Annotated in this window: 16 protein-coding genes; 8 read left to right on the top strand and 8 right to left on the bottom strand. The window is 61.4% G+C overall.

Annotated elements, in window-relative coordinates; all coding sequences use genetic code 11:
• Window positions 1–30: 30 nt before the first annotated feature.
• Both fusA and PQQ96_RS05840 read left to right on the top strand, forming a co-directional pair.
• On the top strand, window positions 31–2,082 hold the full coding sequence (fusA, locus tag PQQ96_RS05845) for an elongation factor G (protein WP_408289926.1): 2,052 nt from the start codon (window positions 31–33) through the stop codon (window positions 2,080–2,082).
• A gap of 69 nt (window positions 2,083–2,151) precedes the next feature.
• On the top strand, window positions 2,152–3,000 hold the full coding sequence (locus PQQ96_RS05840) for an urea carboxylase-associated family protein (RefSeq protein WP_408289924.1): 849 nt from the start codon (window positions 2,152–2,154) through the stop codon (window positions 2,998–3,000).
• A gap of 60 nt (window positions 3,001–3,060) precedes the next feature.
• Here PQQ96_RS05840 and PQQ96_RS05835 read toward each other — a convergent pair whose 3' ends face one another.
• Both PQQ96_RS05835 and PQQ96_RS05830 read right to left on the bottom strand, forming a co-directional pair.
• Entirely contained in the window at window positions 3,061–3,837 is a 777-nt protein-coding gene (locus PQQ96_RS05835; protein WP_408289922.1) for a maleate cis-trans isomerase family protein, read from the bottom strand.
• Window positions 3,834–5,078, bottom strand: coding sequence for a D-amino acid dehydrogenase (locus PQQ96_RS05830; protein ID WP_408289920.1), 1,245 nt, complete (start codon window positions 5,076–5,078; stop codon window positions 3,834–3,836). The genes PQQ96_RS05835 and PQQ96_RS05830 overlap by 4 nt, the downstream gene beginning before the upstream one ends.
• 326 nt (window positions 5,079–5,404) lie before the next feature.
• Between PQQ96_RS05830 and PQQ96_RS05825 the strand changes: the two genes are divergently transcribed.
• The 4 genes from PQQ96_RS05825 to PQQ96_RS05810 are packed head-to-tail and all read left to right on the top strand — an operon-like array spanning window position 5,405 to window position 10,055.
• Window positions 5,405–6,598, top strand: coding sequence for a branched-chain amino acid ABC transporter substrate-binding protein (locus PQQ96_RS05825; RefSeq protein ID WP_408289918.1), 1,194 nt, complete (start codon window positions 5,405–5,407; stop codon window positions 6,596–6,598).
• Window positions 6,599–6,623: 25 nt separating this feature from the next.
• The gene (locus PQQ96_RS05820) at window positions 6,624–7,523 is read left to right on the top strand and encodes a branched-chain amino acid ABC transporter permease (RefSeq protein WP_408289916.1); all 900 of its coding nucleotides are present in this window, start codon (window positions 6,624–6,626) and stop codon (window positions 7,521–7,523) included.
• Between the two features lie 4 nt (window positions 7,524–7,527).
• The gene (locus tag PQQ96_RS05815) at window positions 7,528–9,336 is read left to right on the top strand and encodes a branched-chain amino acid ABC transporter ATP-binding protein/permease (RefSeq protein ID WP_408289914.1); all 1,809 of its coding nucleotides are present in this window, start codon (window positions 7,528–7,530) and stop codon (window positions 9,334–9,336) included.
• Window positions 9,324–10,055 carry an ABC transporter ATP-binding protein gene (locus PQQ96_RS05810; protein ID WP_408289912.1) on the top strand — a complete coding sequence of 244 codons (732 nt, stop codon included), beginning with the start codon at window positions 9,324–9,326 and terminating at the stop codon, window positions 10,053–10,055. The genes PQQ96_RS05815 and PQQ96_RS05810 overlap by 13 nt, the downstream gene beginning before the upstream one ends.
• Before the next feature lie 79 nt (window positions 10,056–10,134).
• On the opposite strand, the gene PQQ96_RS05805 is transcribed toward PQQ96_RS05810, so the two are convergent.
• From PQQ96_RS05805 to betC, 3 genes are all read right to left on the bottom strand, one after another.
• Window positions 10,135–11,283, bottom strand: coding sequence for a porin (locus PQQ96_RS05805; protein WP_408289910.1), 1,149 nt, complete (start codon window positions 11,281–11,283; stop codon window positions 10,135–10,137).
• 325 nt (window positions 11,284–11,608) lie between these two features.
• Entirely contained in the window at window positions 11,609–12,562 is a 954-nt protein-coding gene (locus tag PQQ96_RS05800) for a choline ABC transporter substrate-binding protein (RefSeq protein ID WP_408289908.1), read from the bottom strand.
• A 40-nt stretch (window positions 12,563–12,602) separates the two neighbouring features.
• Window positions 12,603–14,159 carry a choline-sulfatase gene (gene betC, locus PQQ96_RS05795; protein WP_408289906.1) on the bottom strand — a complete coding sequence of 519 codons (1,557 nt, stop codon included), beginning with the start codon at window positions 14,157–14,159 and terminating at the stop codon, window positions 12,603–12,605.
• A gap of 151 nt (window positions 14,160–14,310) precedes the next feature.
• On the opposite strand from betC, the gene PQQ96_RS05790 reads away from it, so the two are divergent.
• Both PQQ96_RS05790 and purU read left to right on the top strand, forming a co-directional pair.
• Window positions 14,311–15,225 (top strand): choline sulfate utilization transcriptional regulator, encoded by a 915-nt coding sequence (locus PQQ96_RS05790; protein WP_408289904.1) that lies wholly within the window; start codon window positions 14,311–14,313, stop codon window positions 15,223–15,225.
• 525 nt (window positions 15,226–15,750) lie between these two features.
• Complete coding sequence (gene purU, locus PQQ96_RS05785) at window positions 15,751–16,626, top strand: formyltetrahydrofolate deformylase (RefSeq protein ID WP_408289902.1); 876 nt, start codon at window positions 15,751–15,753, stop codon at window positions 16,624–16,626.
• Window positions 16,627–16,707: 81 nt separating this feature from the next.
• Here purU and PQQ96_RS05780 read toward each other — a convergent pair whose 3' ends face one another.
• The 3 genes from PQQ96_RS05780 to PQQ96_RS05770 form a co-directional block, all read right to left on the bottom strand.
• Window positions 16,708–17,565: a glycine betaine ABC transporter substrate-binding protein gene (locus PQQ96_RS05780; protein ID WP_408289900.1), complete on the bottom strand. Its 858-nt coding sequence runs from the start codon at window positions 17,563–17,565 to the stop codon at window positions 16,708–16,710.
• A gap of 133 nt (window positions 17,566–17,698) precedes the next feature.
• Entirely contained in the window at window positions 17,699–18,973 is a 1,275-nt protein-coding gene (locus PQQ96_RS05775; RefSeq protein ID WP_408289898.1) for an FAD-binding oxidoreductase, read from the bottom strand.
• A 33-nt stretch (window positions 18,974–19,006) separates the two neighbouring features.
• Window positions 19,007–20,317, bottom strand: a complete 1,311-nt coding sequence (locus tag PQQ96_RS05770) for an aromatic ring-hydroxylating oxygenase subunit alpha (protein WP_408289896.1) — start codon at window positions 20,315–20,317, stop codon at window positions 19,007–19,009.
• Window positions 20,318–20,373: the final 56 nt, after the last annotated feature.

Genomic DNA, 20,373 nt, shown 5'->3' with positions numbered 1-20,373 from the left:
CCCCACATCCACTACTGGACGAGGGCGACCATGCATTACAGCCCCGAAGCCATCCGTACCATTGCTCTGGTCGGGCATGCAGGCTGTGGCAAGACATCGCTGGTCGAAGCTCTGCTTTACCAGGGTGGTGAGTTACGCGCGGCCGGCAGCGTGGAGCGCGGCACCACGGTCTGCGATTTCGACCCGCTCGAGCGCAAATATCACCACTCTCTGAATTCCGCCATTGCCCACCTGCACTACCGGGATACACGCATCTATCTACTCGATACGCCCGGCTATCCGGACTTTTCCGGGCTGTCGATCAGTACCCTGCCCGCGGTCGAAACCGTCGCCATTGTCATCAACGCACAGACCGGCATCGAAATGACCACCCGGCGCATGATGGCGTGGGCGGAGAAACGCAAGCTCTGCAGAATGATCATCGTGAACGGTATCGATGGCGAAAAGGTCGACCTGCCGGCGCTTCTGACTCAAATCCAGGAGGCCTTCGGCAAGGAATGCCTGCCCATCAACCTGCCAGCGCAAAACGGCAGCCAGGTAGTGGATTGCTTTTTCAATCCTGCCGGCGAGGCCGACTTCCTGTCCGTTGCGGCGGCGCACAATGCGCTGGTCGACCAGGTGGTCGAGATCGACCCCGCCTTGATGGAGCTTTATCTGGAGCAAGGCGAGGCGATCAGCCCGGAGCAGTTGCACGAGCCCTTCGAGCGGGCGCTGCGCGAAGCGCATCTGGTCCCGATCTGCTTTACGTCAGCGGCCAACGGCGCGGGCATCGCGGAATTGCTCGACGTATTCGTCCGTCTCCTGCCCAATCCCATGGAAGGCAACCCGCCGCTCTTCTACCGCGATGCCGGCGGCCGCCAACAAGTTGTGCGCGCCGAACCGGTGGCCGACAAGCATGTATTGGCCCACGCCTTCAAGATCGTCATGGACCCTTATATCGGCAAGATGGCGGTGTTTCGCATCCATCAGGGCACGATCAGGCGCGATAGCCAGCTCTATATCGGTGACGGGCGCCAGCCGTTCAGAGTCGCCCATCTGATGATGCTGCAGGGCAAGGAACACGTGGATGTTCCGCAAGCCGGCCCAGGCGATATCTGCGCCACGGCCAAGATCGACGAAATCGGCTTTGATGCCGTGCTGCACGACGCCCCCGAGGACGGCAACATCCACCTGACCCCGCTCGACTTCCCCACGCCAATCTATGGATTGGCGATCGAGCCTGCGCGCCGGGGCAACGAGCAACGCCTCTGGGAGATTCTGCAAAAACTGAGCGCTGAAGACCCGTGTCTGCGCATCGAGCACCCGGTCGGCACCAACGAGACCGTGGTGCGCGGTCTGGGTGAGTTGCACCTGCGCCTCATGCTGGAGCGACTATCCGAGCAGTACAAGCTCGAGGTCGTAACACGGCCGCCGAAAATCGCCTATCGGGAAACCATCGGCGGCAAAGCCGAGGGGCACTGTCGCCACAAGAAGCAAACCGGCGGCGCCGGGCAATTCGGCGAAGTGATGCTGCGCGTAGAGCCGCTGCCGCGAGGCACGGGTTTCGAGTTCGTCGACGCGGTCAAGGGTGGCGCCATTCCCGGCCAGTTCATGCCCGCCGTGGAAAAAGGCATCCAGCAGGTCATCGAAGGCGGGCCGCTTGCCGGCTTTCCGATGCAGGATGTGCGCGTCACCGTCTTCGACGGCAAGAGCCATTCAGTCGACTCCAAGGAAGTGGCATTCGTTTCCGCCGGGCGCAAGGCCTTCATCGATGCGGTGCTGAAAGCTCAGCCCATCCTGCTCGAGCCTATCGTGGACATCGAGGTCATGACGCCGGAAGGCGCGATGGGCGACATTATCGGCGACCTGTCGGCGAGGCGGGGGCAAGTCCATGGCACACGCACGGCCGCCGGCAACGCCGTGGTCGTCGCGGGACAGGTGCCCTTGTCCGAACTCAACGACTATCAGTCGCGGCTGAACGCCATCGCAGGCGGGCACGGCAACTACAGCATTCAGCTTAGCCACTACGATCCGGTACCGCCCGCCCAGCAGGAGCGGATGGCGTCGCAGCACAAAAAGCAGGGCGACGGCGCGGCGCAATGACCGCCCGTGCGTGCCCTACCCTGTGCTTCTGCGCAAGCTGTCCGCCAGCCCTATGAAGGAGCCGCCGTCATGCTGAATTACCCCGCCGCCTACCAGTCCACCCAGGGTTCCGCACTCGACGTCGACAAGACGTTCTATCAACGCATCGCCTCGCAGCACGACACCCGCACGCTGGTCGAATCGATCGTCGTGCCAATCAGGTCCGGTCAAGCCTGGACCGTGCCGGCCGGTCATGTGTTCCGGATCGTCACGATCGAAGGTCCGCAGGTGGCCGACCTGAACATGTGGAACCAGCACAATCCGCGCGAGCGCATGTGGGCCTCGCGCACGCGTCAGTTGCAGCAGGCACACGTGAGCACGTTCGACCGTCTGTGGTCAACGCTGCCCTTCCTGCGTCCCATGGTAACGATCACCGACGACAGCCTCGCGGACTACGGAATCGATGAACACGGTGGTCGCGTTCATGATCTCCTGGGCACGCGCTGCGATCCTTACGTCAACCGCATGCTGACCGGTGAGGATTTTCATTTCCACTGCCACTCCAATCTCACGCGTGCGATCGCGCCGTACGGATTGACCGAATACGATGTGCATGACGTGCTCAACGTTTTCCAGTGCACCGGCCTGAATCTCGACGACAAATACTTCATGAAGGCATGTCCCGCCAAGAAGGGGGACTACCTCGAATTTTTCGCGGAAATCGAGCTGCTTTGCGCGCTGTCGACCTGTCCGGGTGGCGATCTTTCGTTGCCGATGTGGGGACCGGATGCGCGCGATCCGCTGGAGGTGTGCCGGCCGCTTGGCGTCGAGGTCTACCGGCTCGCGCCGCAGATGCTGGACGGCTGGACGTCGCCGGACGTCGCTGCATACAAGGGGCAGCACGGTATGACGCTGCAGCAGCCGGATTGGAAGAAATGAGCTTCGGGCGCGCCGGGTAAGCTGCGACGAAACTCGTGGCATCAAAACGCAATCCGCCGGTCACAGCGCAAACAATCTCCCACGCTGCGGTTCGCGGTCTTCCACGCCCGCGAGTCGCAACGCGTGCCAGGCCATTGCGAAGTTGCTCGATATCACCGGCTTGCCGATCTTCGATTCAAGTTCAGGAACGAGTTCGGCAATCCGCAAACTCGTACATGACACGAAAACGGCATCCACATCCGGCTGCAGTGCAAGGCGCTCGACCGCGCACCGCAGAGACACAGTGTCGATCCGTGCCACTTCGTTATCGTTGGCATGTTCGAACGACGCCATGCGCGTAATGCCGACACCGCGCGCCTCGATGTAGTCGCGCATATAGTCGTTGATCGACCGCACGTAGGGCGTCAACAGTGCGGCGCGCTGAACGCCCAGTGCGCGCAGCGCAGCAAGCGCAGCGGTAATCGGCGTGGTGCACGCGACGCCCGGACGCGCCTCACGAATGCGCGCGAATACGTTCTCCTCGCCGATCACCATCGATGCCGACGTGCAGCCAAACGCCACGACATCGATCCGCTCGGCCGGACGAATCAGCGCGACAGCCGAAGCGATACGCGCCTCCATTTCCGCGAGGCGTTCGGGCGTGATATCCGGCGAGTTGAGCACGCGGCTTTCATAGAAAGCCACGCCGTCCTGAGTCAGCAGCTTGCGCCACTCGTGTTCGATCGTATGATCGGTGGCGAGTACTACCAGTCCAATGGCAGCGCGCCGGCAGATGCCGTCGTCCAGCGCGAATTCGAGCCTGACGTAGGCATCGTCCTGCAGTGGAATCGTGCTCATTTCAGTGTCATCCCTGTCATGTCGAGTTCGGGCTGGCGGCCGGCCATGATGTCGGCCAGCAGTTTTGCAGTGCCGCACGACATCGTCCATCCCATGTGCCCGTGGCCCGTGTTCAGGTACAGGTTCCGGTGACGCGTGCGGCCGATTAGCGGTGTCCCCTCGGGCGTCATCGGCCGCAGACCGGCCCAGTAGGACCCGAGGCTGTAGTCGGCGCCGTCAGGGAACAACTCGCGGGCGGCCTGCAGCATCTGCCTGAAATCAGCGGGCGTGTGGCGGGTGTCATAGCCGGCGAACTCGGCGGTCGCGGTAAAGCGTAGCCGTTGGCCAAACCGCGCCCATGCCACGAGGTTGTTTTCGTCGACGCCCCCTAGCTCCGGCGGACGATGCTCGGGCCCAATGGGAAAAGTCGCGGAATAGCCTTTTACCGGGTACACCGGCAACCGGTAGCCCAGGCGGCGCGCCATGATCGGCGACCATGATCCGAGTGCCAGGACGAACTCTTCGCCTTGTACGAGTCCCTCCGGTGTGCGCACGCCAACGACCCGATCGCCGGACGCTTCGATCGCGCTAATGGGCGTATCGAATTCGAAACGCACGCCGAGGCGCTCACACACCACCTTCAGCGCGCGGGTGAACAGATGCGCATCGCCGCTTTCATCGGTTGGACAATAAATCGCACCGGCGATCCTGTCACGCGCATGCGCGAGCGCCGGTTCGCGCGCGGCCACCTGCGACGCATCGAGCGTTTTAAGCGGCAGCCCGTTGTTCGCGAGGATCGCCATGTTTTGCGTGCCCCGCGCGAAAGACGCTTCGTCGCGATACAGGTACAACAGGCCGCGGCTGACGCGATCGTAGGCCAGGTGTTCGGCCGAGGTCAGGTGATGCAATTGACTCTGCGCGTAAAGGCAAAGCCGCACCTTACGCGTTGTGTTCTGACGTGAACGCTCCGCCGTGCAATTGCGCAGGAACTGGAAGCACCAGGCCCACAAGTGAGGATCCGCGTTCAGCTTGAGGCGCAGCGCCTGCCCTTCGACGAAGAGGGATTTCAGCAGAATTTTCGGCGCACGCGGAGACGCCCATGTGTACGAATGTCCCGGCGCGACCAGACCGGCGTTAGCAAAACTGGTCTCGAGCGCGACGCCGGGCTGGCGGTCGATCACCGTCACCTCGCGGCCCTCCTTCGCGAGGTAATAGGCGGCCGTGACGCCCGCAATTCCGCCTCCCAGCACAACCGTTCTCATGGATGACTCCTGTGTCGACCGGAGTTAGTGCTTTAGCACTTACTCCAGCCCCATGCAGAGCATTTCTGCCGTTAATCAATATACCGTTGTCGAACCTTTTTGTATGGTGTCCTATACGCGGATACCCTATACCGCTTAAGTGTCCGGTGAGTCCTATCATGAATCAGACGCTTTCAAGGTAGCGCTGCGATGAGACCGGGAGTCAGGCTGTTGATCTGGCAGATTACAACTTGTATGCGATGTACGTTTCCATCCGTTTTCTGATGCCACCGGGATAGCCGTCTGGCGGATCGCTCCGATCCCTTTCACAATAAGGAGTCTCCAACATGATTGCTCAGAAGAATGGTACGCCGGGCGCAGGTCGCGTCCTGCGGCAAACGACAATCGCGGCATCGGCCGCTCTGGCCATGCTCGCCGGCATGGCCTCCAGTCCGGCACAAAGCCAGACCATAAAGATCGGCGTGCCGGTGCCACTGTCGGGCAGTTCCGCCAATGCCGGCACGGACATTCTCAATGGCGCCAAGCTTGCCGCCGCCAAGGTCAATGCGGCGGGTGGCGTGCTCGGCAAACAGATCGAACTGGTGCCGGAGGACGACGCCTGCGACGCGCAGACGGCTGTACAGGCCGCCCAGAAGCTGGTCGACGCGGGCGTCGTTGCCGTGGCGGGCGGGTACTGCTCCAGTGCGGCGCTACCGGAACTGACGACCTTTCATCGCGCCGGAATTCCCTACGTGCTGGACGCGTCGACCAATCCCAAGCTAACCGAGATGGGCTACGACAACGTGTTCCGTACGATTGGCCGTGACGACGAGCAAGGGCCGTTTGCAGCCAGTTTCATGAAGAATTCGCTACACGTGAAGCGTGCGGCCGTGATCAACGACAACACGACCTATGCCAAGGGCCTCGCCGATAACACCGTGGAAGCCCTGAAAAAGGACGGTGTCGATGTGGTCTACGACGACGCGATCACGCCGGGGCAGATGGACTACTCGCCAACGCTGACCCATGTCGCCTCACTGAAGCCAGACGTGATCTACTACACCGGCTATTTCTCCGAAGCAGGCCTGCTGGTGAAGGAGGCACGACAACTCGGCCTGAAGATGACCTTCATGGGCGGCGACGGCACCAACGACCCGACACTGATGAAGACAGCCGGCCCGGCAGCCAATGACATGATCATCACCACGGCGCCGTTGGCGCAGTTCCTGAGCGGTGCGCACAGCTTCGTCGACGACTATACGAAGGCCTACGGGCAAGGGCCCGGACCGTATTCGGTCTACGAATACGATGCCGTCGGCGTCACGGCGAAGGCAATCGCTGACGCCAAGTCGGCGACGCCCGCCGCGATCACGGCCGCCCTGCACAAGATCTCGAACTACCCGGGCGCAACCGGAACGATCGGCTTTAACCCGAAGGGTGACCGCAGTCTGGCGGTGTACATCACCATCATCGTGCACGGCGACAGTTTTGCGCCCTACCAGAAACAGGATGCCGCGGGACACTGGATGGCGATGAAATAGGCCCCGTCGCGCCGCGCGCCCCGCCATGAGCAACTTCTTCCAGTTCGTCATCGAAGGGCTGACGATCGGCTCGTTCTATGCCCTCGTCGCCCTCGGCTACACGATGGTCTATGGGATTATCCGGCTGATCAACTTCGCTCACGGCGATCTGTTCATGGTGGGGGCGTTCATCGGCTGGACCGGTTTGACGGTACTTGCCGCGGCGCACGTGCCGCTCGCGTTCGCGCTGCTGATTGCCCTTGTGGCCGCGATGGTCGTCACGGGCGCACTTGGCCTCGCAATCGAACGCGTGGCCTACCAGCCTTTGTTGCGCGCGCCGCGGCTGTCCATTCTGATCACGGCGCTCGGCGTCTCGCTGGCGCTAGAGAACGGCGTGCTGCTGCTTTACGGCGCCGGGTTCAACACGTATCCCCATGTGCTTAGCCAGGCCGGACTCGAATTCCAGGGCGTGCAGATCACGTTCGCCCAGGTCAGTATCATCGTCGCCAGCTTTGCGTTGATGCTCGCGTTGTATTTCTTCGTTCACCGCACCTTCATAGGCACCGCGATGCGCGCACTGGCGATCGATCAGGACGCGGCGCGTCTGATGGGTATCGATGTCGAGCGGCTGATTCAACTTACCTTCTTCCTGGGCTCAGCGCTGGCCGCCGTAGCCGGCGTCATGGAAGGGCTCTACTACACGCAGATCAACTTTTTCATGGGCTTCGTGCTGGGCCTGCGCGCTTTCACTGCTGCCGTTCTTGGCGGCATCGGCAATATTCCGGGCGCCATGGCGGGCGGCATCCTGATTGGCCTGCTGGAGTCCTTCGGCGCCGGCTATGTCTCATCGCGGTGGACCGATGTGCTCGTGTTCGGTGTCCTGATCGCCGTGCTCGTGATCAAGCCGACCGGCTTGTTCGGTGAGCGCGTCGTCGAGAGAATGTAGCGCTATGAGCGCCTTGCAGGGGGCCTTGCGTCGATCTCGTCCGGCCGGCGTCGCGCTGCTTGTCGCCGCCGCGGCACTACCTGCTGTCGCCAGCAACTATATCGTCGATGTCGGCCTGACCATCGCCACCTATTCGATCCTGGGCCTCGGGCTGAACATCGTGGTGGGGTATGCAGGCCTGCTGGATCTGGGCTATGCGGCCTTCTTCGCCATCGGCGCTTACACGACGGCGCTGCTGGAAACGCTGCTGCATTTCTCATTCTGGGAAACGCTACCGTTCAGCCTGGCATTTGCCGGCGCTTCGGGTATCGTCATCGGCTACCCTACCCTGCGCCTGCGCAGCGACTATCTGGCCATCGTCACGCTCGGGTTCGGCGAGATCACGCGTATTGTCGCCACCAATCTCAACATCACGGGTGGCCCCAACGGGATCTACGGCATCGCCAGCCCGAGCCTGTTCGGTTATGAAATCAGCTCGCCGGGTGCAGTCTACGAGCTGGGCATCGCGTTCCTCGTGTTGGTGCTGGTGTTTGCGATCCGGCTCGGCCAGTCGCGGCTCGGACGCGCCTGGACCAGTATCCGCGAAGATGAGGCGGCGGCCGAGGCCGTCGGCGTGCCAACACTGCGCGTCAAAATGCTGGCGTACATCCTGGGCGCACTGATCGGCGGTCTCGCCGGCAGCCTGTTCGCGGCGCGCTTCGGAACCATCGACCCGACCGGTTTCACTTATCTGCAGTCCGTGACGATCCTGATCGTCGTCGTGCTGGGCGGACGGGGAAGCATACCGGGCGTGATACTCGGCGCAGTCATCGTCGCCGGCCTACCCGAGATGCTGCGTTTTCTCAACCTTTGGCGCATCTTCGCTTTCGCGATCGGGCTTGTGATCCTGATGCTGCTCAGACCGCAAGGGCTGTGGCCGGCGCCGCTGCGCCGGGTGGCGCCACCGCGCCAGGGCGCAGCCGAAGCTGAAGCACGCCCGCCTCGCGACACGGTCACCGATGAAGTCCTGCTCGAGGTGCGCAACCTGCAGCGCCGCTTCGGCGGCGTGCAGGCGGTCGGGGGTATCAGTTTCTCCGTACGCAACGGGGAAATCCTTAGCCTGATCGGCCCTAACGGTGCGGGCAAGACGACGGTGTTCAACTGCCTCACCGGCGTGATCCGCTCGACCGGGGGTCAGGTGCTTTGGCGCGGAACCTCGCTCACCGGCGGCGCGCCGCATCGCATCGTCCACGCCGGGATGGCACGCACCTTCCAGGGTATCCGCCTGTTTGCCAACATGACGGCCTTCGAGAACGTGCTGATCGGCATGGACCATCGCCTTCATACGCCGCTCGTCGCCGAACTGCTGGCGTTGCCCTCCGCGCGCGCCGAGGAAGCTGATCACGCAGCAGAAGGCCTGCGCTGGCTCGCGTTCGTCGGGCTCGGGGCACGTGCTGGCGAACGCGCGGCCGACCTCCCCTATGGCGATCAACGCCGGCTGGAGATCGCCCGCGCCCTCGCCAGCAACCCGCACCTTTTGTTGCTGGACGAACCTGCAGCAGGGATGAACCCGACTGAGAAGCACGCGCTGATGGAGTTGATCCGGCGTATCCGGGATCTCGGCGTGACCGTGCTACTGATCGAACACGACATGATGCTGGTGATGAGCGTGTCAGACCGGATCATCGTCATGGACCACGGCGTCATCATCGCCGAGGGAACGCCCGCCGAGATTCAGGCCGATCCGCGCGTGATCGACGCCTATCTCGGCACGGCCGAGGCCGACGAAGCGGCCGACGATGCAGCCGGGGAGAAATCGCTGTGGGACTCCTAGAAATCCGCGATCTGCACGTGAGCTATGGGAACGTAGAGGTTCTGCATGGCATCTCGCTGGACGTCGGCGAGGGCGAGATCGTGGCATTGCTCGGCAGCAACGGCGCGGGTAAGACCACGACACTCCGCGCCATCTCCGGCCTGATTCGCCCCCGTGCGGGCCAGATCGTGATGGCCGGGCACCCGCTCGCCGGACTGCGCGCACACCAGATTGTGGCGCTGGGTCTCGGTCATGTGCCGGAAGGCCGTCGCATGTTCGGCGCGTTGACTGTCGAGGAAAATCTGCGGCTCGGCGGCTATCTGATCCGGCGCGACAGCGCGGTACTCGAGCAGCGAATGGCGGGCGTCTATCAGACCTTCCCGCGGCTTGGCGAGCGACGCAGCCAGTTGGCCGGGACGCTGAGCGGTGGCGAGCAGCAGATGCTGGCGATCGCCCGCGCACTGATGCTGCGGCCACGCATCATCGTGCTCGACGAACCCTCCATGGGCCTGGCGCCGAAACTGGTTCGAGCGATTTTCGGCATGATCGCCGATATCTGCAAGGAAGGCACCTCGATCCTCCTTGTCGAACAGAACGCGCGCCAGGCGCTGCGCATCGCGCAGCGGGCCTATGTGCTGGAAAGCGGCCGCATCGCCCTCGCCGGTCCGGCCCACGAATTGGCCCAGGACAACCGGGTTCGCGCAGCTTATCTGGGCGGTAGCGCTGTCGCCACAGAATGACGCCCGCCCAGATGTGGGGTATTGCACCGGTATCCACAGCGCCTGACTGGCACAGAGTGCCTGACCCGCAGCAGATGCGTCAGAACGAATGCCGCATCCCGATCCGCACATCGGATTGGGTATTCGACGTCGACGGCGCGAAGCTGTAGCCGATCACCGCATTCACGCCATCCGACGCACGCAGATAGTCGCCGGAAATATAGACATCAGTACGTTTGGACAACAGGTAGTGCAGTCCGAGCGAACCCTGGTTCCAGTGACTGCCTTCGAAGTCCGTGTGCTGATAGCCGCCGTACAGCGACAACGCAGGCGTGAAGTTATACGACGCGCCCGCTTCATAAACCTGCATGTGCGCGGTCTGGCCGAAGCCCTTGATCGTCGTGTAGGTGAAATCGCCGGAGAGCATCACGTTGCCGATCGTATAGGCGGCACCAACTGCAAACGCGCCTTGCTTATCCACCGGGAATGCCGACGAGCTATACAAATCGGTCACCGCGCCCGTGGCCGGATCGACGGAAACGGTCGGCTGGCCGAGGAAGGTGCGCGTGCCGATCATCGCGTACGGGTCGAAAGCATAGATGCCGAACGGATCGTTCAACTGCGTGTACGCCACGCCCATGTTGAACGGACCGTGGTCGTAATGTGCGCCCACGCTCCATGCGCTCTTCTGATGGAAGTCGCCGGCGGTGTTGCCGAACGAGTACATGCCGCCGAAGGTGAAGCCGGCGAAATCGTTCGACAGGAACTTCACCGAGTTCGGCAGACGGTCGCCGTTCATCCGGTCGAAGTCACCCTGGTGAATCGCATAGCCGCTCGCCCATGCCGAGATGTTGTACATGAAAACAAACTCTTCGGTCATATCGAGCTGATTGCCAAACGAGAACGTCCCCCACCCATTCTTCAGGCCGACATACGCCTGGCGTCCGAATTCAGCCCCACCGAATCCATATTGCCCATTGCCCAGGTGAAAACCCGATTCGAGCACGAATACCGCTTGCAGGCCGCCGCCGAGATCTTCCACGCCTTTGAAGCCGATCCGGTTGCCATACGAAACGCCGTCGTCGAACTTGAACTGGTGTGCGCCGCCGGCATTGTTTACGTAGGTGATACCTGCGTCCAGAATCCCGTACAGGGTGACGCTGCTTTGCGCGTGCGCCACCGTCGGTGCGCATACCGCGCTTGCCGCGAGAGCAAGTCCCGAAAGGCTAACGGCATTTCTCTTCTTCATCTAATTATCCCCTGCTCTTTGCCTGCGTATTTCGTTAGATAAAGCGATCCCCGCCGCGCGTTGTCTGGCAACGCGCGGCGCTTCTCGCATGACGGGCAGTTCGAAATCGGCTGAGACTGGTTGAAACGGATTGAAACTCGCTAAAGCCAACCGAATCGACTCAAGCGATCAAGCTAATCAGACTGATTGAAGCTATCGGCAATGCATGTAACCATTTGTCATGTCTGCATCGACGGATCAAGAATACGGGTCCAGATTTATGAGGATTCGACCGGATGCGACATAAATCTGTCGAGTAGCGACTTCGTAGTTAGGAATGCCGGGGTTATTTCACACCGAGTGCGGTTTGTACCGCCTGCAAGCCGTTGGCGCCGCTCGCGGTGTTCACGCCGTCGAGCCATGATTTCAGCAATTCGGGGTGGCGCTTGAGTGCTTCAGCGGCTGCGGCATCGACGCCGGTTTTCTTCTCCAGCACCTCGGTGATCACGCCGTTCTCCAGATCGACATTGAATGTGAGCTGCCGGAACAGGCGGCCGACGTTCGGGCACTGCTCGGCGTAGCCGCTGCGCGCAACGGTATTGACCGTAGCGCCGCCGTAGTTCGGCCCGAAGTACTTGTCACCGCCGTCGAGGTAGGTCAGCTTGAACTTCGTGTTCATCAGATGCGGCTCCCATGCCAGGAACACAATCCATTTCTTCTCACGCACCGCGCGCTCGACCTGCGTGAGCATGCCGGTCTCGCTCGATTCGACGAGCTTCCAGCTACCGAGCCCGTACGCCTTGTCGTCGACCATCTTCTTGATGTTCTGATTGGCCGGCGCCCCCGGTTCGATGCCATAGATCTTGCTGTCGAACTTGTCAGCGTTCTTCGCGAGGTCCGCGAACGAATGCACGCCTGCGGCCGCGACGTAATCGGGCACCGCGAGCGTGAACTTCGCGTTGCTCAGATTCGGATGCACGACCTCGATCGATTTTTCGTCTTCGAACGACTTGACGACCGGCGCCTGCGCCGGCATCCAGTTGCCGAGAAACACGTCGATCTGCCCTTTTTTCAGACCTTGATAGGTGATCGGCACCGACAGATTCGCCACGTTCTGATGGTAGCCGAGCGCCTTCAACAGCACGCCGGTCATCGCATTGGTGGCGTCGATGTCGGTCCAGCCGGGGCCCGCCATGTTGACCTGCGTGCAGGACTGCGGCTCGGCGGCCGCGGCAAAGGTGGTCGCCGCGCACAGCAGCGCAACGCCGGATACAGCCTGTTTTAAGAGCTTTTTCATCATGTCGGCTTCCTGCAGGTGGGATGGATCGTAAGCGGAGACATCAACGCGTCACCGCGGGAAAACGCGCCATCGCCTCGAGCGTGTCGAGATCGATGTGATTACGCATGTAGCGCTGGCTTGCATCGACATGCGGTTGCCAGTCCCATGACGCGACCGTGCCTTGCGTCGTGGCCTCGAAATGAAAACGGCGGCGGCGCTGGCTTCTCAGTACTTCGTTGTGCAGTGCGGCGAGGTTCCAGCGTCGCGCAATCTCCTCACGCAGCGCCGTGACCTGTGATGCATGGTCGGGGCGAGCCGCAAGGTTCTCGCGTTCCAGCGGGTCCGCTGCCACGTCATAGAGTTGGTCGGGATCGGCCGGCGTGTGAATGAACTTGAAGCGCCCGCGCCGCAGCATCACGATCGGCGCAATAGCGCCTTCCGCGAGGTATTCGCCGATCGCTTCGTCGTGGCCGCCGTGGGTGCCTTGCGTCCTTTGCTTGCCAAGCAGATGGGGTACGAGACTTTGACCATCGAGCGAATCCGGCCAGACCGCAGGCTGTTCGCCGCGTGCCATTTCCACCAGCGTGGGCAGCAGATCGAGATGCGAAACCGACTCGTGCACACGATGCGCGTCGAACTGCTGCGGCGCATGAACGATCAGCGGCACCCGGCAGCCACCTTCGAAGAACGTCATCTTGTACCAGAGCCCCCGCTCGCCGAGCATCTCACCATGATCGGACGTCACGACGATGACGGTATCTTTCGCAAGCCCTGACTGTTCGAGCGCCTCGATGATCGCGCCGAACTGGTCATCGACGTAAGAGATCGCGCCGTAATAAGCGCGCCGTGCATTGCGAATCTGCTGGTCGGTTGGCGGCGTGCGGTCGGCTTCGCACACGTGCCGCAAGCGCTTCGAATGGGGATCGGCTTCGTCGAACGAATCGCGATGCGCGGGCAGCGCGATGTCTTCGTCCGCATACATGTCCCAATACTTCCGTGGAATCGCGTACGGGTCGTGCGGATGCGTCAACGAAGCAACCATGCAGAACGGCCGCGCATCTTTGCCGGCATGTCGCTCACGCGCGATATCGAAGAGCTTCTGACGCGTGGTGAACGTGACTTCATCGTCGAAGTCCAGTTGGTTTGTGCGCACGCACGGCCCCGCGTCAATCACCGAACTCATGTTGTGGTACCACGTGGGGCGTGTTTCGACATCGTCCCAGTTGGGCGTCCAGCCGAAATCCGCGGGATAGATGTCTGTTGTGAGCCGCTCTTCGAATCCGTGCAGTTGATCGGCGCCACAGAAGTGCATTTTGCCGGACAGGATCGTGCGATACCCTTCGGCACGAAGATAATGCGCGAACGTCAGTGTTTGCGACGGAAATTCTGCTGCGTTGTCGTAGGCGCCGATCGCGGACGGCAACTTGCCCGACAAAAAAGAAAAGCGTGACGGTGCGCACAGCGGACTGGCGCAATAGGCCGAGTCGAATACCACGCCCTGCTTCGCAAGGCGATCGAGATTGGGCGTCTTCGTTAGACGATGCCCGTATGCGGCAAGCGCAAACGGCGTCATCTGGTCGGCCATCAGAATGAGAATATTCTGTTTCGTGTCAAGCATTGGAGCGCGCCTCGAATAGAATCGCAGATAGGGATGAAGGTGTCGTTGCAAGCGGAATAACGGGTGTGCCGGCCCCGCGTGAACACCACTATTGCCGTTCAATTCGCCGCTGTGAAGACGGCAAATCGTTATGTGCCTATAAGGGGGCCTTATGTCGAGGCAGGATCGTTTGCCGCCGATGCAGGCGTTGACGATGTTCGAATCCGCAGCGCGTCTCGCGAGCTTCACGGCGGCCGCGCGCGAACTGGGCTCGACACAGCCGGCGGTCAGTCAGCGCGTGGTGCAACTCGAAGAAGCACTCGGCGCACCGCTTTTCGAGCGTGGCCATCGTGGCGTCACGCTCACGGAAGACGGCGTACTCCTCTTCGAAGCGGTGCGCAACGCCCTCGACACGATCCGTGCTGCCACCACCGAAATCCGCGCGCGGCGTACGCCGCAAACCCTCACGCTCTCCACCGATTTCGGTTTCGCAACCTACTGGCTGATGCCGCGTCTGTCGCAATTCAAGGCACTCATGCCGGACGTCGACGTAAAGATCATCACGTCGCAGAACGTATTCGATCCCTCGCACGATCAAGCGGACATTGCGATTGCCTTCGGCGATGCGGATGCGGACTGGACCGCGCGCGGCGCGCTCAAACTATTTCCCGAGCGGGTCATGCCGGTCTGCAGTCCAGATTTTCTCGCGGCGCATCCGCAACTACGCACACCGTCAGACTTGATGACGTTACCGCTCCTGCATCTCGAGCCCACCCAACCGGCACGCTGGTTGTCGTGGGCCGACTGGTTCGCGGCGCACGGCCTGGCGATGCCCGCCGCGCATCGCGGCATCACGTTCAACAGTTTTACGCTCGTCGCCCACGCAGCGATCATGGGCCAGGGCATCGCGCTCGGCTGGGCGCCTCTGGTCGACGAGCTCGTTGCCACGGGGCAGCTTGTCCAACCGTTTGAGACGCCCGTGGTCACCGAACGCGGCTATCTGCTCGTCACGCAGCGCGCGGCGACACCGGCGGTCAACGCATTCCGCCAATGGCTAATCGGCGAATGCGGGCTCGACGCGGAGTGAGGGGGTCGCCCCACAAGCGTGTGGTTCGCCGAATTACCGCATCGGCGCGCGCAGCGCCGCCGGATGTATGACGGCTTTGTCACTGACGCCGAATGTGCGGGGGCACGGATTCCAGATGCACCACTGCCCCCTCCAAGCCAGGAGACCCGCTTATGAGCTGGCGGTGTGAGCCGCTTTCTTTGCTTATCTTTCTTTGCGGCGGCAAAGAAAGTAAGTGCCGCCCCGCACAGGGGCAACACTAATAGACCATTAAGAAAGCAAGGAAAGGCCAACGCCGTATGCAAACAGACACAGACGCAACACTAACAAACCAACAAAAAATCAAGGAAAGCCCAACGCCGCAAGCGCAACGCGGCCCAGCGCTGGTAATCCTGCTGTGTGATGGAGACAAGTCGCCTCAACCCTGACGCTCCCATTCCACCGCAACGGCGGTTACCTTCTATCCCCATGTACCGCTGATTTGCTCTACTGCGATGATGCATGCCGCGCCCCGCGGCATTGCCCCATCGCCTAAGTGGAGAGCGCATGTCCGCCGATTCCCGTCCCGATCAACGGGTTCTCACCGTCGCGTGTCCAAGCGCGGCGGGCCAGGTTGCCGCCGTCGTCGGCTTTCTCGACCGCCATCATTGCTATATCGACGAATTGACCGTTTTCGACGACGACCTCAGCGAGCGCTTCTTCGTTCGCTGCGTGTTTCATAGCGTCGACATCAACGAGACCCCGCACATCGCAGTACTCAAGCGCGAATTCGAATCGATCGCCGAGCGGTTTCAGATGACCTGGGCGATGCACGACGTCGGCACACGGCCGAAAGTGCTGATCATGGTGTCGAAACTCGAACACTGTCTCGCCGATCTGCTGTTCCGCTGGCGCATGGGTGAACTGAAGATGGATATTGTCGGCATCGCCTCGAACCATCGCGATCTCGAACCGCTCGCGCAACAGCACGGCTTGCCGTTCCATCATCTACCCATCACCGCCGATACCAAGCCACAACAGGAGGCGCGTTTGCTCGACCTGTTCGAGACATCAGGCGCTGAATTGATGATTCTTGCACGCTACATGCAGATTCTCTCCGGCGAAACGAGCCGTGCACTCGCAGCCCGCGCGATCAACATTCACCATTCGTTTCTACCCGGCTTCAAAGGGGCGAAGCCTTATCACCAGGCCCATACGCGCGGCGTGAAACTGATCGGTGCAACCGCGCACTTCGTCACCGACGATCTCGACGAAGGTCCGATCATCGAGCAGGTCGTGGAACGCGTCGATCACTCATACAGCCCGGAGCGGCTGCTGGCGACGGGACGCGACGTCGAATGCATCACGCTAGCGCGGGCAGTGAAGGCATTTATCGAGCGGCGCGTGTTCATCAACGGCGATCGGACTGTCGTGCTGCAATAAAAAGACGCCGCTCTCAAGCGGCGTTTTTTACGGGAGTTGCCGCTCAGAAGAAGCGGCAACTCATTCAAACGAAGCACGAAGTCACTTCACCCAGCTATCCACGCGATCCCCATGTGCAGCGATCCACGCATCGGCAGCCGCTGTCGGCTTCTCGCCGCTTTGCGTCGCCAGCATCACGCTGTCGATTTCGCCCGGCTTCCATTGAAACTTCTTGAGGAACGCGACCACCGGCGGCGCCTTGGTCTCCAGTTCAGGATTCACAACGCTATCCACGTGCTCCGCGTCGCCGAACACCTTCTTCGGATCGTCGAGGAATTTGAGCTTGTACTTCGCGAACATCCAGTGCGGCTTCCAGCCGGTCACGATAATCGGCTTGCTCGCCGCTTCCGAACGCGCCAGTTCCGCGGTCATCGCACTGCCGGAGCTCGGCATCAGTTGATAGTCGAGCCCGTAGGCCTTGATCGCCTGGCTGGTTTTCTCCATCACGCCCGCGCCGGCATCGATGCCGACGATACGTGAGCCGAATTCCGTCTTCTTCGCTTCCAGATCGCCGACGCTCGTCACGTCAGCGTTCTCCGGCACGATCAGGCCGATCTTCGCATCGTTGAAGTTGGGCCCCAGGTCGACGACTTTATCCTTGAAGTTGTTCCAGTACGCACCATGCGTGACCGGCAGCCATGCGGAGAGCGTCGCGTCGAGATCGCCGCGCGCCACGCCTTGCCACATCACCCCGGCTGCGACCGGCACCAGTTGCACCTGATAGCCCAAGCGCTTTTCGATCACGCGTGCAGCAACGTTGGAGGTCGCGACGCTGTCGTCCCAACCTTCCACGTAGCCAATCTTGATGGTCGGCTTGGTATCGGCCGACACAGTCACGCTGCTTGCCGCCAGCGCCGCACTCAACGCGCTCAACACGAATATCTTGCTGATCAGTCTCATCGCCGTTCTCCCGTTCGCCGTCTAACTACCCATTGAGCATTTAGAATCGCCAGCCAGAATTGCCGGGTAGCGTTCTTTTACGACATCCAGTTGTCCGCGGGCGACCTCGACCTCGGGCCGTGCCGTTCTGGTCTTACTTATCGACCACGAGATCACTCAACGGCTTGCTGCAACACAGCAGCACCATGCCTTGATCGATTTCCCGCTGACGGATTCCGCCGGCGTGCTTCATGGCCACTTCGCCAGACACCAGCTTCACCTTGCAAGTACCGCACATGCCTTGCGTGCACGAGGCAGCGAGCCGCACGCCGGCCTTCTTCGCCGCGTCGAGTACATGCTGGCCGCTGCCGCATTCGATCTCACGATTGCTTTTCGCGAAGCTCACCTTGAACGTCGTTTCCGTTTCGACCGGCACCTGTGCCGGGATGAACCCAGCCGCCTGGTCGCGCGCTTCGGCAAAACTCTCCGCATTGGCTGTGGGTGCCTGCAACGCATCGGCGACATGCGCGGTGGTCAATTGCGCGGCCACCTCGCTGATCGTCTCGAACGAGAAGCTTTCCTCGTGATAGTGGCTGCGATCGAAGCCGCCTTCATCCAGCAGATGGCGCACTGCCTGCATGTAGGGCGCGGGACCGCAGGTGAAAATCTCGCGATCCAGAAAATCCGGCGCGATGAGTTTGAGCAAGGGCAAAGTCAGAAACCCGGTGACGCTGGGCCAATTGGTCCGCGCACCTAGCCGTTCACAGACGAACGCTGTGCGGAAATTGGTCTGATTCGATGCAATCAGATCGAGCTCGCGAGCGAAGATGATGTCGTCAGGCGTGCGAGCGCTGTGTACGAACACGATGTCGCTATCCTCGCCGAGTTCATGATGCGCACGGCTCATCGACATCAGCGGTGTCACGCCCGAACCTGCCGACAGAAACAGAAACTTACGCGCCGGATGCCGCGCACAGGTGAACTCACCGGACGGCCCCAGCACACGAACCTGCGTACCGGCATGCAGATTGTCGTGCAGCCAGTTCGACACCTTGCCACCCGGCACGCGCTTCACCGTGATGGAGATGGTGTGCGGACGCGTGGGCGGTGACGAGATCGTGTAGCAGCGGTTCACCGCTTCGCCGTCAATCTCCAACTCCAGCGTAATGAACTGCCCCGGCTCGAACACGAACGCCCGTTCGGAGGGCGCGCGAAAGAAGAAGCTTTTTACGTCGTGGGTTTCCTGGCGAACCTGGCAGCACACCAGCGTGTCGTCGGTGTCGCTGTTCCAGCGCGCCGGCAACGTCTCCCAGAACCGCGGCTGCGTGACCCGGCTTGAAGTCGCACGGCTTGGCGTCTCGCGGGTTAAAGTCTCGTAGTTTGGAATCGGCTCGGGACTAAGCTGAAACGTCGCCTGATCGCGCATCATTATTTTCTCCCGCTCCTGGTTGTGGTATCGCGCTCAGCGCATGAAAGACACGACTTTTTCGCCGTGCGAAACCGGCGCATCGCCGGCATCATGGGATTGGGGCGCATTGCTGTAATCCGCAATGCGGCCGATATACCACTCGCAGAACTTCTCGACGAGGCCTTCGGTGAACGGCGAGTACGGACCCGGTTCGTAGGCACTGCTGGTCGCGCCACGCTGCGAGTACTCGACGAGCGCGCGGTCCTGATCATTGGTCGCACGCCACACGGCCGTAAGATTGTTCACGTCGTAATCGATGCCTTCGCGTGCGTCCTTGTGGACAAGCCACTTGGTACGCACCAGCGTTTTGCCCGCCGACAACGGAATCACCGAAAAGCTGACGATATGGTCGCTCATGAAGTGATGCCATGAATTTGGCTGCGTCCAGAACGACAGGCCACCGAGATCGGCCTGCTCGAAACAGCCGAGCAGCTTCTTCGACGCCACCTTCGCGTCCATGGTCTGCGATTCGCCGTCGCGATCGAGCGGCAGGCGTTGCGTGCGGAAACCCGTGACCAGATCCGCCAGACGGTCGATTTCCGCCGACGGCAGGTTCATCGCCTCCCATTGCGCGGTACGGCGCGCCACGGTCTCTTCGAACGCGGCCATGCCTTCTTCGTTGGCGGGCGTGCGTTGATAGCCAAAACCGTATTCATAAAGCGAAATCGTCAGCTCAGGATGGTTCGCGACGCAGTGGTAGCACTCGCGATTGTTCTCCATCGTGAGTTTCCAGTTGCCCTCTTCGATGATGTCGATCGTCGCCGCGATCTTGCAACCGGCGAGCTCATGCGGCAACAGATAGGGTTCCATTGCGGCGCGCATCACGGCGAAGTCGGCAGGCGGCTCGTCCGCGAGACAGATGAAAATCAGGCCGGCAAGATTCTCGAGGTGCACCGATTTCAGGCTGTGCTTACAGCGGTCGAACTGGTCGCCCATATGTTCGGCGAACATCAGATCGCCGTTCAGGTTGTAGGTCCAGCTGTGATACGGGCAGACGATATTGCCGAGCGAACCCTTGTCCGTATTGCACAAACGCGCGCCACGATGGCGGCACACGTTATGGAACGCCCGCACCTGCATGTCGTCGTCGCGCACGATCAGGATCGAATCGTTACCGATTTCCACTGTGATGTAATCGCCCGGCTCCGGCACATCCGGTTCCACCGCGACCTGAATCCAGTGCTTGCGGAAAATCGCCTCCATGTCGAGCGCGAAAATAGCCTCGCCCGTATAGAACGGCGCTTCCAGCGTGTGATTCTTTTTACGGCGTTCGATCATTGCGCGAACGTCTGCCGAAACTTTCATTGTGTGCTCCGTTGCATGTCACGTCTGGCGCTGCGCCAGGCCCTCCTGGTCGCATG

Origin of the sequence: Paraburkholderia sediminicola, from assembly GCF_046027825.1 — a bacterium.
Classification (GTDB): domain Bacteria; phylum Pseudomonadota; class Gammaproteobacteria; order Burkholderiales; family Burkholderiaceae; genus Paraburkholderia; species Paraburkholderia sediminicola_D.
This window is presented reverse-complemented; position numbering and strand designations above follow the sequence as displayed.